The sequence below is a fragment of the Marinobacter sp. SBS5 genome (genome assembly GCF_048285575.1).
GTDB lineage: Bacteria > Pseudomonadota > Gammaproteobacteria > Pseudomonadales > Oleiphilaceae > Marinobacter.
The window spans coordinates 1,033,489-1,048,018 of sequence record NZ_JBLWAZ010000001.1; the positions used below are offsets into that span (position 1 = coordinate 1,033,489).

Sequence of the window (14,530 nt, forward strand, 5' to 3'; positions counted from 1 at the left end):
CATTTGGCTGGGCCAAATGTATTGGGGGTCTGACCCCGTTCTGGAGTGCTTGAACGCATGGAATGGCAGGCCGTTTTTACGCTGATCACGTTGGCTGGGGTGTTGGGTACGTTGGCGTTAACGCGGTTGTCGGCGGATTTGGTGCTGATGGCTGCGTTGGCGTTGTTGTTGGTGAGTGGTGTGCTGGGGCCGGTTGAGGCGCTTTCTGGGTTCGCGAACCCCGGGGTAATCACCATTGCTACGTTGTATGTGGTGGCTGCGGGGTTGAAGGAAACTGGAGCAGTTCAGTGGATCGCGAGGTTATTGTTGGGGCATCCAAAAACGCAGCGCGGTGCACAGTTGCGAATGATCGCGCCGACCGGCGTATTGAGCGGTTTTATGAACAACACGGCGGTTGTGGCTATGTTTATCCCGGCCATTCAGGATTGGGCTCAGCGCTTGGGTGTGCCGGCGTCTAAACTTTTGCTCCCCCTGAGCTACGCAGCCATTCTGGGCGGCACCTGCACACTGATCGGAACCAGCACCAACCTCGTTGTTGATGGCATGTTGCAGAGCCGGCTGGGGATTAACCTAGGGGTGTTCGAACTTGCCTGGGTGGGCGTTCCGTTGTTAGTTGTTGGCGGTGCGTTTTTGGTTTTTATTGGCCATCGACTACTGCCCGACCGAGGTGGTTTGAGCGAGGAGCTCGATCAGGTTCGGGAGTATGGCGTTGAGGTTCAGGTAGAGGAGCGCGGGCCGCTGGCGGGTAAGACGATTGCTGAGGCGGGTTTGCGAGCACTGACTTATGGTTACCTGACGGAGATTGACCGTGAGGGGCGTTTGATCACGGCGGTGGAGCCAGACCGAACATTGCAGGCGGGCGATAAACTGTATTTCGTGGGTGCTCCGGAATGTGCCAGCGAACTGCGTCGGATTCAGGGGTTAAAGCCTGCTAACGGCAGTGTGCACAAGTTAGAAGTAGAGAATCACCAGCGCTGCTTGGTGGAGGTGGTTCTGGGGCCAGAGTTCCCAGCACTGAACAAGACGATTCGTGACAGCCGTTTTCGTACCCGCTTTAATGCCGTCATTTTTTCGGTGTCCAGAGAAGGGAAGCGGGTGCCGGGTAAGTTGGGTGATATCACGTTTCGGATGGGCGATACGCTGCTCTTGGAAGCAAGTCATCAGTTTGTTGAGCAGTACCGCTTTCGGCGGGACTTTTTACTGGTGAGTGCGCTCAACGATTCTACGCCGCCTGATTTTCGGAAGGCCCCAAGAGCGTTGGGTATTCTCGCGTTGATGGTGGTACTGAGTGCTTCCGGACTACTGTCGATTTTGGAATCTGCCTTTTTGGCAGCTGGCGCGATGATTGCCGCCGGTTGCATAACCGCAAGCAGGGCCCGTCGGAGTGTGGATTTACCAGTGTTGGTGGTGATTGCTTCGTCTTTTGCGTTGGGCAATGCGATGACGGAAACGGGGGCAGCTCAATGGGTGGTGGGAGGCTTGCTCGGTTTTGGCCCTCTGACCCCTTGGATGGCCTTGGCCATGGTGTATGTGTTGACGGCGCTGTTTACGGAAGTGATCACCAACAACGCGGCGGCTGTTTTGATGTTTCCTATCGCCTTGGCGGTTTCGGAGTATTTGGGGGTTAGTTTTTTGCCGTTCGCGGTCGCCGTGATGTTCGCGGCATCGGCTTCGTTTATTACTCCGTTGGGCTATCAAACGAACCTGATGGTGTACGGGCCGGGGCGCTATCAGTTTATGGATTATGTGCGGATTGGGGCGCCTTTGTCGGTGCTGGTGGCGTGTGTGGCGATTGCGTTGATACCGTTGGTTTGGGCGTTTGAAGGGTAGGGCGGCGTACTTTAGTCGATAGTCATCATATTGTGATTTAACAAGTGTTATTCTGTGCCGCCATCACCGGTACATCGAATGTAAATGTCGTCTAACGTGATGTTTTAGTAGGCGATGCAGATGTCATTCAGGAGAGTTGTCCATGGAAGCGGCTAGTCCGATCGGCCTTATGGCTGTTCTTTTTTCTTATGTATCCCTTTTCGTACTTCGCCCTGTAGCACATCATTTGCGGTTGATGGACACGCCAGACCATCGAAAATTGCACAAAGGGTCGGTGCCCTTGGTGGGTGGTTTAAGCGCATTCCTCGGTGTTTTCATAGCGTGGGTGATATGGATGCCCATGCTTAATGCTCATGGGCTGTTTTTGCTATGTGCTGCGTTACTGGTGATTGTGGGGGCCGTGGATGATGCCCGCGATCTGCCGGCTAAGTTGCGATTGGCTATTCAGGTGGTTCTTGGGGCTGTGCTGACGTTTGGTTCTGGCACGTCGTTAACCACGTTTGGAAATTTGCTGGGCCTTGGCCCCATTGAGTTAGGGCTTCTGGGGCCGCTGGTAACCATTGCAGCGGTTATCGGTGCGACGAATGCATTTAATATGGTGGATGGCATAGATGGCCTGGCCGGAAGCTTGTCTTTGGTTGCGCTCGGGTCTCTGGCGTTTTTGTTTGGCTCATCCTCTGGCTTCACTCCTGAGTTGGCGCTAGCCATGGGTATCGGGTGCGCCTTAGTGCCTTATTTGATGGCAAACCTGAGAATTCCGCCTTTCCGTCGCCGCATCTTCATGGGTGATGCCGGGTCGATGTTTATCGGGTTTGCGGTGGTGTGGATGCTGGTGAATGCTACCCAGCCAGGCCATACGGCCATGCGCCCGGTGACCGCGTTGTGGATTATTGCGGTTCCGTTGATGGACATGGTCGCGATTATGTTTCGGCGTGCCCGTAAAGGGCAGTCTGTGATGAAGCCGGATAGGGATCACCTGCATCATATTTTTATGCGTGCGGGCTTTACGGATCGTGAAGCATTGGTGGCCATCACGTTGGTTGCGTTGATTTTGGCCACTACCGGACTATTGGGTGAGGTCTACCAGGTGCCGGAGTGGTTTATGTTTTTGGCGTTTCTGGGTTTGTTTGCAGTGTATGACTGGTCGTTGCGGCATGTTTGGCGGCTTTTGGTTGTGTTTCGAGGGCGCGGCACGATTTGAAAAGGTATTTGGTCGAGGTTAAGAAAACGGGGCGTTGTCCCCGTTTTCTTTTTTTAGGCGAAGTGTAACCGTGCGAACCTGAAAACCGCCGCCGAAACGCGTAAAATGCCTGACCCATGGGCATTGGCGCAACCATCTTCAATAAGGTATTGCAGTTTATGGTAGACAAACTAGAGAACCAGCAACCGTGTGTCCGCAGCGAGCTTTCGGTCGTGGATATGGCGGTCACGATTATTCGGCGACGTCGAGCATTTCTGGTGGCGTTGATAGTTGTATTTTTTGCGGCCCTTGGTTTTGCTGTTTTGCCTGCCGACGAGTACGAATATACGAGCTTGGTGCAACTCGCAAAGGATGCTGAAGGTGAGACAATAGAGTCTGTAGATACGTTGGTTGAAACCTTCGAGAGGCGATGGCTTCCGCAGGTGGAACGCTCGTACGAAACGGAATTTGGAGAGATGCCTTTCGAAGTGAACTTCAAGGCTTCCCAGTCGGGCGGGGTCATTCGATTGACTACTTTGGCTACTGACGAATTGAGTAGCAATGTGGAAGAAGCGCACTCTGAACTGCTCGCTGTTTTTATGAAGAGGCAGGAGTTACTGGTTAAGAGAAAGCAGCAGGTAGCAGCTCGACAGATTCAATCGTTACAAGAACTTAGGAGCTCATTGGGGGAAGACCGACCAAGTGCCGATGCTGATATGTCCTTGGCTGCCCGTATTGCAGAGTTGCAAGTCGATGCGGATGCATTGATTGAAGCGGAAGTTATCGCGGTCAGTAAGCGTAGCTTTCAACCTAAAGGGCCGCATAGGTTGTTTATTGTTGCGGTTGGCATCCTCCTCGGTCTTGTCGTTGGCGTTTTGACGGTGTTGTTTATAGAGTTTGGTAGCGCCGTTAAGGCTCGATTGAGGTCAGGTGAACCTTGCTAGTCATTAGAGACGAGAATCGTGGCTCGATTCGTTAGGGCGTTTGGCGCCAGAGTGATCTCGGCTGGCGGCAGTCTGGTTATCGTATTGGTTCTGGCCAAGTTTTTTGGCGTAGAAGCGTTAGGGGTTTTTGCGGTTGCCCATGCGTTTTTCGTCGCTGGTTCACTGGTCGCCACTTGGGGCGCGGGCAACGCGTTAATGAAGTTTGTGGGTGCAGATCGTTTAAGCGCCGGCACTTTGTGCATTGTCGTTTTCGCATTCAAGCGCGCAATGTGGGTTGGGGTTGTTTTGGGGGCGGTTTTGGCCGCTTCAGCCCCTTGGTTAGCCGACCGTTTCGATATGGTGGAGTTGTCCCCAATTCTGGTTGGTGTCGCTGTTTCTATACCGCTGATGGGATTGGTGCGGGTGCTTTCGGGTATATACAAGGGGCTGGGCCGCGCAGACATCGGGTGCCTATTGGATAATGGCGGCGTTTTGCTGGCAATGTCGTTATTGTCGGTGGTGAGCGTTTGGTTAAGCGGTGAATTTGCGAACACGCTTGCGGTGTCTTACGGAATTGCGACGCTCGCGTTTCTTGTGTTCGGCCTGGTTGGACTTCATGGGTACTGGAAGCAATTGTTGGCCGCTTCAGCCGACGGGGGTGCCGTCGGTATGGGGGTGCATCGTGAAGACTATAAACGCTATAAAAGTGTTGCCCAAGATTTCCTGTACGTAAATTGTAGCAGTCTCCTGATGCATTCTGGCGCCTTTATCCTGGCAGGTTTATATCTGAGTAAACAGGACGTTGGTTTATTAAAGGCGGCTCAGCAGGTGGCGGTTGCCGTTGAGTTCGTGCAAATGGTGCTGAATGCCATCTATCCGCCGAAGTTCGCTCGTGCATGGGCTAAGCGTAATACCGCTGAGCTACGATCGTTGGTGCATAGTTGTTTTGTGTTGGGCTTTTGGGGCGCTTTCCCATTTTATGTTGTGATTACTTTGTGGCCAGGGGGGGTGTTGAGTTTGCTTGATAAGGCCCTGGCACAAGGCGGGGGGGTGTTGATTCTTGTGGCCACAGGGCAGATGGTCAATGTGTTAACGGGCCCTGGAACGCAACTCTTGGGAATGACCGATTACTCCCGTCGGATGCGGAATATTTCGATTGCTTCTTACGTTTTGTCATTCTCCGTTATGGTCCCGTTGATGGAGGCGTTTTCTGTAGAAGGTGGCGCGATTGCGTTGCTTTTGTTCATCGCTCTTCCCAATGTTGTTGCCTTATATTACGCCACTAAGCTGGTAAGTATCAGAGTCGTTCCAAGTTTTCGAGATTTTTGGGGGATCACCAAGCGCTGCGTTGCAATCAATCTAGGGCGTACTTAAAGCATGATGCTCATTGAACGGGATAGTGTGCTGGTTTTTCTGGGGGCTTTCTTTTTTTATGTTCTCATGGCATTTGGCGGTTTTTTCTCGTTTTTGTCGCAGTATGTTTTCTTTTCATTATCTGTCTTGTTGATTTTTTTTGCATCGGTGTTTTTTTATCTGCTTAAGTCTCGTGGATCTGAGTTTGGTTTCGTCTTTTATGTGTTGCTTGTCTTTAGTGTTTTTTTGCTGATCGGAACAATTCGGAGCTATGAGCCCGTTTACGCATTAGAGAAATTCGATGCGTTCATTGTTGTGACCTTAATAGCGAGTATTTTATCCGGAAAACTCATATCAAATTACGGCCAATATCGATTCTGGCATTATTATCTCTTTGTTTCGCTGGCGATTCTCGCGATGACCGTCCTGTTCAAGTTGAAGTTCGGGTTAATGGATCGTGACGTTCGTTTCTTTCTGAACGGTCCGATAGTTTTTGGTTGGCTAATGGGGTTTGCCGCGCTGGTGTCCTACGTAAATTTTCTTCGGCGACAGAAATTGCACCTGTTGCTGGCAACAGCGTTGTTTTCATTGGCGGTAGTCTGGACAGCGTCGAAGGGCCCGCTTGTAGCCTTGGCTTTTGTCTTCTTGTATTTTTCCGTGACCCATCGTATTGGCCGGCGTTATCTGCTACTCGGTGGTTTTTTGGCGATAGGTGTCGCAGCCGTTTTCTTTGATGTGTTATGGACGGCGTTTTTGGATTCAAGATTTTCCGGCGTGTATAGACTGGCCCAGGCGGATGTAACTCAGTCTGACTGGGGCTCTATTGGAATCAGGCAGGCGATGTTGTTTGATTCATTAGCTAAAGTTTTGGAGTTCCCTCTGCTTGGTATTGGTTTGGGAAATTATCAGTACGATGTATTGTTTTATCCACACAATGAACATTTGGAAGTGTTTTTAGAGCTGGGTGTATTTGCGGGTTTTTTTCACGTTTTGGTTGTGATGTGGATGCTGGTGAAAAGTAACGTAGAGTACAGAGGCTATATTTTGTTCTTTGTGTTGTGTACGTCGTTTAGTGGCGATATAGGCTATCTTCGGTTCGTTTACGTGTTTGGATTTTTGGGAGTTATTCTTCGAACCTCCTACGTTATGAAAAACTGCAAATGTTAAATAATGCATGAAAGTGCTGTCTTACAGATGGTGCTAAATTACCGGATAGGTTTAGATAAATGCGAATTGTTTACCTACATCAATATTTTAATACTCCGGATATGGTCGGGGGCACCCGGTCATATGAAATGGCTCGCCGGATGGTGATGGCCGGCCATCAAGTGGACATGGTTACTTCAAGAACTGACAATGCTTTCACGGGTAACGAGTGGGTGCGGGAAAGCATTTCGGGTATTAACGTTCATTGGTTGCCGGTTCAATACAACAATTCAATGAGTATTGCGCGGCGACTTCTCGCATTTACGGAGTTTGCTCGAAAGGCCGGAGCTTATGCGGCGAAGTTAGAGGCTGATGTTGTTTTTGCATCCAGTACGCCTCTCACGATAGCGCTTCCAGGCGTGCGCGCCAGCCGAAAGCGAAAAGTCCCGCTGGTTTTTGAAGTCAGGGATCTGTGGCCGGAAGTGCCGATTGCGATGGGAGCACTTCGTCTACCAGGGAGCGCTTTCCTCGCTAAGCGGCTTGAAAATTGGGCGTATGAGAATTCTGAGAGGATTGTTGCTTTATCACCCGGTATGCGCGAAGGGGTGATCAACGCGGGCATTGATCCCGCCAAAGTTTCTTGCATACCCAATAGTGCGGATATTGATTTGTTTAACTGCGCCCCGTCGGTTGGTGAGGGCTTTAGGGCCTGTCGCCCTTGGCTTGGAGAGCGCCCCCTTGTTTTGTACGCCGGGACTTTTGGCCGTGTAAACGGGGTAGATTACATGGTGAAGCTTGCCGAGAAGATGCTGGGCATTAACTCTGACGTGCGTTTTCTCGCGGTTGGAGCCGGAGCTGAATGGGATAGCGTGCGGAACCTGGCGAGTGCTTCCGGTGTGCTCGATGTCAATTTCTTCATGGAAAGCGCGGTGCCTAAGAAAGAGGTTGCTCAAATGTTCTCTGCGGCGACAATATGCTGTTCTTGGGTGATCGGGATGGAGGAGCTTTGGAAGAATAGTGCGAACAAGGTTTTTGATGCCATGGCCGCAGCCAAACCCGTTGCTATAAACCACGGAGGGTGGCAAAAACAACTCATTGAAGATCACTGCATTGGCGTGGTTCTGCCGACTGAAGTCAGTGATGCGGCGGCTATAAAGTTAAATGAGTTTTTGCTGCAACCCGCGCTGGTTGAGTCTGCCGGGCAAGCGGCATTTAAGCTAGCTGAGGCTGAGTTTTCTAGGGATATACTGGCCAAGCGCCTAATCGGCGTACTTGGAGAGGCAGTTGAGTCGTGATTAAGCGTGTGTTTGATGTTGTTGTTTCTGGGGGAGCCCTGCTGGTTCTGTTTCCTCTTCTAATGATTCTTGCGGTTGTTGTTGCCTCTAAGTTAGGCCGACCTGTGTTGTTTTCGCAGTTGCGCCCAGGGTTGGGGGGCAAGCCTTTTCGTATGGTGAAGTTTCGCACGATGACGGATCAGCGGGATGCGAATGGCGAGTTGCTGCCGGATTCGGAGCGTATGACCGGCTTCGGCCGGTTTTTGCGTTCGACGAGCCTTGATGAGCTTCCGGAACTTTGGAATGTCTTGAAAGGTGATATGAGTCTTGTTGGGCCAAGGCCGCTGTTGATGAGCTATTTGTCGCTGTATTCCGAAGAGCAATACCGTCGCCACGATGTTCGCCCTGGCGTGACGGGTTGGGCACAGATAAATGGCCGTAATGCGATCTCTTGGGAAGAGAAATTCAAACTGGATGTATGGTATGTGGACAACCGGTCGTTCTGGCTGGATTTAAAGATACTGTTTTTGACCGTGAAAAAGGTTCTCGTGCGAGATGGAATTAGTGGTGAGGGGGAAGTTACTATGGCACCTTTTACCGGTAGCGAAAAAAAGGATATGAAGTGATATGGCCCAAACACTGGTAGGAATTTACGGTGCAAGCGGGCTAGGACGCGAAGTCTTGCCCTTGGTCCGCGCCCAGCTGCTGGCAGTCGATACTGATTTCGTTTTTGTGGACGATGGTGACGTTGGTGCTTCGGTTAATGGCTATAGGGTTCTGAGTTACCAACAGTTTTTGGCTTCTGATTCGCCGGTTAAGCAGATTGTTTTCGCGATAGCTGATGGTAAAGTCAGAGAGTCGCTCGCGCAAAAGTGTTCCAACGATGGTATCCCTGTGCTTTCAGTGAGAGCTGACAATGTGGTTGTGCTTGACGACGTATCAATCGATGAGGGAGCGATTCTTTCTCATTTTACTCAGCTTACTTCCAATATTCGCATTGGTAAGCATTTTCACGCGAACATATACAGCTATGTAGCCCATGACTGTGTGATTGGCGATTATGTGACTTTTGCGCCATCAGTTCGCTGTAATGGCAACATAATTATTGAAGATCACGCATATATTGGAACAGGGGCTATCATCAAACAGGGCACCCCCGATAAACCTCTGGTAATTGGCCGAGGTTCGGTTGTTGGTATGGGGGCAGTAGTTACAAAGGATGTCCCGCCGGGGGTTACTGTGGTTGGCAACCCTGCTAAGGTATTTGCGCCCCGAAAATCGTAAAGCGCGCCTCTGCATTCAATCTTAAATGGTTGTCTTATTATTCAATCTCGAAATAGAACTAATTAATCATGCTGAATGGACCGTTTTCCCCTTGGCCATCTTTTACCGAAGAAGAGGCCAATGCTGTACGCGATGTGCTGTTGTCTAATAAGGTTAATTACTGGACTGGGCAGGAGTGTCGTGAGTTCGAGCGAGAATTTGCGGCTTTTGCAGACGCAGGACACGCCATTGCGGTGGCGAATGGTACGGTGGCACTGGACCTGGCGTTGAGGGGGCTGGGCATTGGTCCGGGGGATGAGATTGTGGTTACGCCACGAACTTTTCTGGCATCCGTTTCAAGTATTGTGACTGCGGGAGCCACCCCGGTGTTCGCGGATGTTGATCGGGACAGCCAGAACATTACGCCTGAAACTGTGCGTGATGTGATAACCCCGCGTACCAAGGCTATCGTATGTGTTCACTTGGCGGGTTGGCCTTGTGACATGGAAGGCTTTATGGCGTTAGCAGATGAATATGGCCTTCTTGTGATTGAAGACTGTGCCCAGGCCCACGGTGCTCGTTACAAAGACCGATCAGTGGGAGCACTTGGCCACGTGGGTTGCTGGTCGTTCTGTCAGGACAAAATCATGACGACTGGCGGCGAAGGCGGCATGGTGACGACCAATGACAAGGCGTTGTGGAAGCGTATGTGGGCCTTCAAGGATCACGGAAAAAGCTGGGATGCCGTCTACGAACGTGAGCATCCACCTGGCTTTAGATGGTTACATGAAAGTTTTGGTACGAACTGGCGAATGACCGAAATGCAGGCTGTGATTGGCCGTATCCAGTTGCAGCGGATGACGCACTGGCATCAGCAGCGCATTCGTTATGCCGAACAAATCTGGAGCACCGCTCGTGCGCTTCCGGGGTTACGAGTCCCAGAGGTTGAAGAGTATGTCGAGCATGCAGCCTATAAGACATATGTGTTCGTAGAGTCTGAAAAATTGTCAGAAGGCTGGAGCCGTGATCGAATCCAGCAAGCCATCGTCGATGCTGGCGTACCTTGTTTCTCTGGATCGTGTTCGGAAGTGTATTTAGAGAAAGCGTTCGACAATACCGGATTACGCCCCGAGCAGCGCTTGTCTGTTGCTCAGGAGCTGGGTGAAACCAGCTTGATGTTTTTGGTGCATCCCACGCTTACGGTGCAGGAAATAGAGAAAACCTGCCGCGTATTGCAGGATGTGATGGTAGAAGCATCTGAATGAGTTGGTGTGGTTTAAAGGAGTGTGGAGTGTGAGAAATAGGATGATTAATAAAGTTCTGCACTTTTCACGGCCAACAAAACGAGCGATTTCCGTGATCACGGACATTGTGCTGTTGTTAGTGGCGATATGGGCAGCCTTTGCTTTACGGTTTGAGAGCCTTTCTTGGGTGCCTGGTTGGCATCAGTTGTGGGTATCGGGCGCGACAGTGCTCTTCACTGTTGTGGCTTTCGTGAAACTCGGTTTGTATCGCGCTGTCATTCGATACCTGAGTGAGTACGCCTTTCTCGCCATCCTTTTTGGGGTGGTTATATCCAGCATTTCATTGATTGTTTTTGGGTTTCTATTTCAGGCCTTGGTGCCGCGTTCGGTGCCTGTTTTATACGGCGCGTTTGCATTTTTATTGGTTGCCGGAACGCGGTTTGCAGTGAGAAGTATTGTCCGCCAACCGGGGCGGAGCTCCAAGGAGGCGGTGCTGATTGTAGGGGCCGGACCGAAGGGGATGCAGCTGGCTTCCGCGCTTGCTCAAGGCGTTGAGTTTAGGCCTGTTGGTTTTGTCTCGTTGGTTGAATCAAATCATAAATCGCTAATTGGAAACCTTCCCGTTTTCTCTATCGCACATATTGAAAAGGCGGTTCGCAAACAGGACGCTTCTCGTGTGTTGCTTGCTCTGGAAGACAGTGCACCGGTTAACCGTAAGCAGTTAATGCAGGTGCTTGAGCAGTTATCGGTACCCGTTCAAACCGTTCCTTCCATGTCGGAGTTAGTGGCAGGGCAGGCCCGGATTAATGATATTCGAGACTTGGAAATTGAAGATCTCTTGGGGCGAGACCCGGTTCGCCCTGATGCTGCTGCTGTTACTCAGAGTCTTTTCGGGAAGTCAGTTCTTGTGACAGGCGCGGGAGGTTCTATCGGCTCGGAGCTGTGCAGGCAGATTCTGAAGCACAAGCCAAAAACTTTGGTGTTGTTCGAGCAATCTGAGTTTTCACTGTACTCGATTGAACGCGAACTCAGGACAATTAACCAGATTGAAGGATTGAATGTTTCGTTGCAGGCAGTTCTGGGCAACGTCGTACATCGTCGCCGGTGTGAGACCGTTATGCGCACGTTTGGCGTTCAGGCAGTCTATCATGCAGCAGCCTACAAGCATGTGCCGCTCGTTGAGCACAATGTAATTGAAGGTGTTCAAAATAACGTATTTGGTACCTGGCACGCGGCGGAAGCGGCGGTAGCGGCGGGCGTTGAGCGCTTTGTTCTGATCTCAACCGATAAAGCAGTGCGCCCGACCAATGTTATGGGCGCCAGTAAGCGCTTGGCTGAGTTGGTGCTGCAGGGCTTGGCGCAGCGCGAGAGCAAGACGGTATTTTCTATGGTGCGTTTCGGCAACGTTCTGGGTTCTTCTGGCTCGGTTGTTCCGTTGTTCCGCGATCAGATCCGTGACGGTGGGCCGGTGACCGTCACGCACAAAGATATTATTCGTTACTTCATGACCATTCCGGAAGCAAGCCAGTTGGTACTGCAGGCTGGCAGTATGGGCAAGGGCGGTGAAGTGTTTGTGCTGGACATGGGCGAGCCTGTGAAGATCGCCGATCTGGCCCGCAAGATGATTCACTTGATGGGGCTGGAAGAAAAAACCGACGAGAACCCTTCGGGTGACATTGAAATTGTTTATTCGGGGCTACGCCCGGGCGAGAAACTGTTTGAAGAACTGCTGATTGGTGATGACCCTCAGGGTACTGAACATCCGCGCATTATGATGGCTAAGGAGGTCTCAATGCCGTGGGATGAGGTGCGTGGTTTGTTGGATAAGCTTGCTGAGGCTAGTCGCGAGTTTGATTGTGGTAGCGTTGTGTCGATGTTGCGTGAAGCGCCGACCGGGTACTCGCCGAATGGGGATGTGGTTGATCTGGTGTGGTGCCTTAGCAGCCGTGACCAGAATGACCTAGATGCTCGTATAGCGAAGGTTCATCATTTGCCTGGCGTTAATCCGCACTGAGTTTGGTTCTGTAGGTGCATGGAACGCTTCGTTCAACAAGGATTGTTGCATGATTGAGATTAATCACCATGGCGCGGTGAACGGCGTTACCGGCTCTTGCCACGAACTTTCTTTAACCTCGGACGACAGCCGCTCTAAAAGCGCAGTCCTCATAGACTGCGGCTTATTCCAGGGCACAGAGGCGAAGGGGCGCTCCTCCGCCGAAGACCTAGCCATAGATTTTTCCATCGCTCACATCCGCGCCAAGATTCATCAGGTAAGCGGTTATTCCGCTCACGCCGGGCAGGAAGATTTGTTGCGGTTTATTGAAGGTATTCCTGTACCGCCCAAAGAAATTCGTATCGTTCACGGTGACGACGACGCAAAGGCAACGTTTAAACGAGAACTAGAAGCTCGGTTGCCCAATACACAGATTTTGATACCTGGGGTCAGACCCCCGGGCATTTGACCAATTAAAATGTATTTGGGGTCTGACCCCATTCCATGGTTTGGAGGAGTGATGAAGAAAATTGCAGTTGTGGGTTTGGGCTATGTGGGTTTGCCACTGGCAGCGGCGTTTGGTGAAAAACGCGAGGTGGTGGGTTTTGATATCAACACCAAGCGCATCGAAGAGCTGAAAGATGGCGTGGATTTCACCCGCGAGCTGTCCAGCGAGGAGTTGGCAACCGCAACTCAGTTGTCGTTCACGGATTCGGTAGAAGGTATTGCGGATTGCCAGGTTTATATCGTGACCGTACCGACTCCGATTGATGAATTTAAAACTCCAGACCTGACCCCACTCGTCAAAGCCAGCGAAACCGTAGGCAAGGCGCTGAAGCAGGGCGATATCGTCATTTACGAATCCACCGTGTACCCAGGTGCTACCGAAGAAGTGTGTGTGCCTGTCTTGGAGAAGGTGTCTGGCCTTACATTCAATAAAGACTTCTTCGCCGGTTATAGCCCTGAGCGTATTAACCCGGGTGATAAAGCGCACCGTGTTACGACCATTATGAAAGTGACTTCTGGCTCCACGCCGGAAATTGCCGATGAAGTGGATGCGCTGTACGCCGATATTATTACCGCCGGCACTCATAAGGCCAGTTCCATTAAAGTAGCAGAAGCCGCGAAGGTGATTGAAAACACTCAGCGCGATTTGAACATTGCGTTGATGAATGAGTTGTCTATGATTTTCGCCAAGCTGGGTATTGATACTCATGAAGTATTGGCAGCGGCCGGTACTAAATGGAACTTTCTGCCGTTTAAGCCAGGTTTGGTAGGTGGCCATTGTATTGGCGTCGACCCGTATTATTTGACCCATAAAGCTCAGGCGATTGGTTATCATCCGGAAATCATTCTGGCTGGCCGCCGGGTAAACGACAATATGGGGCCTTATGCGGCTTCTGAGTTGGTTAAGGCGATGATTAAGAATGGCCAAGCGGTTTCCGGCGCGAAAGTGTTGGTGATGGGCCTTACGTTTAAAGAAAACTGCCCGGATTTGCGGAATACCCGGGTTGTTGACGTAATCGAAGAGCTAAAAGATTATAACTGCGAAGTGCACGTAACCGATTGCTGGGCAGACAATGCTGAGGCAGAGGAGGAATACGGTATTTCGTTGGTGGATAATCCTGAAAACGGATATTACGACGCGGTGTTCCTCGCGGTACCTCATAACGAGTATTCGGCAATGAGTGCGCAGCAGTTGAGGGCCTATGCGAAAGATAAGGGTATTCTTTTCGATCTGAAAGGCGTTTTGCCCTTGGGTGAAGCTGATATCCGATTGTAATAACCGAGTCAGATATCATTTTAAAAGCCGACCATAGTGTCGGCTTTTTTTATAATCTTTAATTAAACTTCTTTACGAGTGCCCAATTTATTTATTAATATGCAGCCTGACTTTCCGGTCATGTTTTTTTTGTTTAAATCATCAGATATAAGGTCTTATTTTCATGGCGAAGATCAACGATTACTATCAGAAAAAACAGCTTATGGAAAAGCTTGCGGCAGAGCTGGAGCAGCTCGAAAACGACCAAGCGCTGAAGCGTGAGTTGGAGTTTGAAAATAAAGTTCGTGAGTTAATGACTGAATACGACAAGTCACCAAAGCATGTATTGCAGATTCTGGCAGCGATTGATCCTTCTATTGCCGGTACTAAAGCAGAAACTGCAACAGGTACTCGTGCTAAGCGCCCGATGAAGACCTATAAAAACCCGCATACCGGTGAAGTGGTTAAAACCCGTGGCGGTAACCACAAAACTCTGAACGAGTGGCGTGAAAAGTACGGTAAAGAAGCGGTTCAGAGCTGGCAGCAGCAGGACTAAATCGCT

At 50.7% G+C, this 14,530-nt stretch carries 13 protein-coding genes; all 13 read left to right on the forward strand.

Annotated features, from left to right (window positions below):
- Nucleotides 1–57: 57 nt before the first annotated feature.
- The 13 genes from ACNQ6O_RS04945 to ACNQ6O_RS05005 all read left to right on the forward strand — a co-directional run bounded on the left by ACNQ6O_RS04945 (nt 58) and on the right by ACNQ6O_RS05005 (nt 14,524).
- On the forward strand, nt 58–1,830 hold the full coding sequence (locus ACNQ6O_RS04945; protein ID WP_418052122.1) for an SLC13 family permease: 1,773 nt from the start codon (nt 58–60) through the stop codon (nt 1,828–1,830).
- 142 nt (nt 1,831–1,972) lie between these two features.
- Nucleotides 1,973–3,031, forward strand: a complete 1,059-nt coding sequence (wecA, locus tag ACNQ6O_RS04950) for a UDP-N-acetylglucosamine--undecaprenyl-phosphate N-acetylglucosaminephosphotransferase (protein WP_418052123.1) — start codon at nt 1,973–1,975, stop codon at nt 3,029–3,031.
- A gap of 158 nt (nt 3,032–3,189) precedes the next feature.
- Entirely contained in the window at nt 3,190–3,954 is a 765-nt protein-coding gene (locus ACNQ6O_RS04955; RefSeq protein WP_418052124.1) for a hypothetical protein, read from the forward strand.
- 18 nt (nt 3,955–3,972) lie between these two features.
- A complete protein-coding gene (locus tag ACNQ6O_RS04960; RefSeq protein ID WP_418052125.1) occupies nt 3,973–5,307 on the forward strand; it encodes a lipopolysaccharide biosynthesis protein in 1,335 nt (444 codons plus the stop codon).
- Between the two features lie 3 nt (nt 5,308–5,310).
- Complete coding sequence (locus tag ACNQ6O_RS04965; protein ID WP_418052126.1) at nt 5,311–6,453, forward strand: O-antigen ligase family protein; 1,143 nt, start codon at nt 5,311–5,313, stop codon at nt 6,451–6,453.
- Nucleotides 6,454–6,512: 59 nt separating this feature from the next.
- Nucleotides 6,513–7,727, forward strand: coding sequence for a glycosyltransferase family 4 protein (locus ACNQ6O_RS04970; protein WP_418052127.1), 1,215 nt, complete (start codon nt 6,513–6,515; stop codon nt 7,725–7,727).
- On the forward strand, nt 7,724–8,332 hold the full coding sequence (locus ACNQ6O_RS04975) for a sugar transferase (RefSeq protein WP_418052128.1): 609 nt from the start codon (nt 7,724–7,726) through the stop codon (nt 8,330–8,332). Before ACNQ6O_RS04970 ends, ACNQ6O_RS04975 begins: the two co-directional genes overlap by 4 nt.
- A 1-nt stretch (nt 8,333) precedes the next feature.
- Nucleotides 8,334–8,990 carry a NeuD/PglB/VioB family sugar acetyltransferase gene (locus tag ACNQ6O_RS04980; protein WP_418052129.1) on the forward strand — a complete coding sequence of 219 codons (657 nt, stop codon included), beginning with the start codon at nt 8,334–8,336 and terminating at the stop codon, nt 8,988–8,990.
- Nucleotides 8,991–9,058: 68 nt separating this feature from the next.
- On the forward strand, nt 9,059–10,234 hold the full coding sequence (locus ACNQ6O_RS04985; RefSeq protein WP_418052130.1) for a DegT/DnrJ/EryC1/StrS family aminotransferase: 1,176 nt from the start codon (nt 9,059–9,061) through the stop codon (nt 10,232–10,234).
- Between the two features lie 40 nt (nt 10,235–10,274).
- Complete coding sequence (locus ACNQ6O_RS04990; RefSeq protein ID WP_418052131.1) at nt 10,275–12,227, forward strand: polysaccharide biosynthesis protein; 1,953 nt, start codon at nt 10,275–10,277, stop codon at nt 12,225–12,227.
- A gap of 49 nt (nt 12,228–12,276) precedes the next feature.
- Nucleotides 12,277–12,675 carry an MBL fold metallo-hydrolase RNA specificity domain-containing protein gene (locus ACNQ6O_RS04995; RefSeq protein WP_418052132.1) on the forward strand — a complete coding sequence of 133 codons (399 nt, stop codon included), beginning with the start codon at nt 12,277–12,279 and terminating at the stop codon, nt 12,673–12,675.
- A 51-nt stretch (nt 12,676–12,726) separates the two neighbouring features.
- Nucleotides 12,727–13,989 carry a Vi polysaccharide biosynthesis UDP-N-acetylglucosamine C-6 dehydrogenase TviB gene (tviB, locus tag ACNQ6O_RS05000; RefSeq protein WP_418052133.1) on the forward strand — a complete coding sequence of 421 codons (1,263 nt, stop codon included), beginning with the start codon at nt 12,727–12,729 and terminating at the stop codon, nt 13,987–13,989.
- 163 nt (nt 13,990–14,152) lie between these two features.
- Nucleotides 14,153–14,524, forward strand: coding sequence for a histone-like nucleoid-structuring protein, MvaT/MvaU family (locus tag ACNQ6O_RS05005; protein ID WP_418052134.1), 372 nt, complete (start codon nt 14,153–14,155; stop codon nt 14,522–14,524).
- Nucleotides 14,525–14,530: the final 6 nt, after the last annotated feature.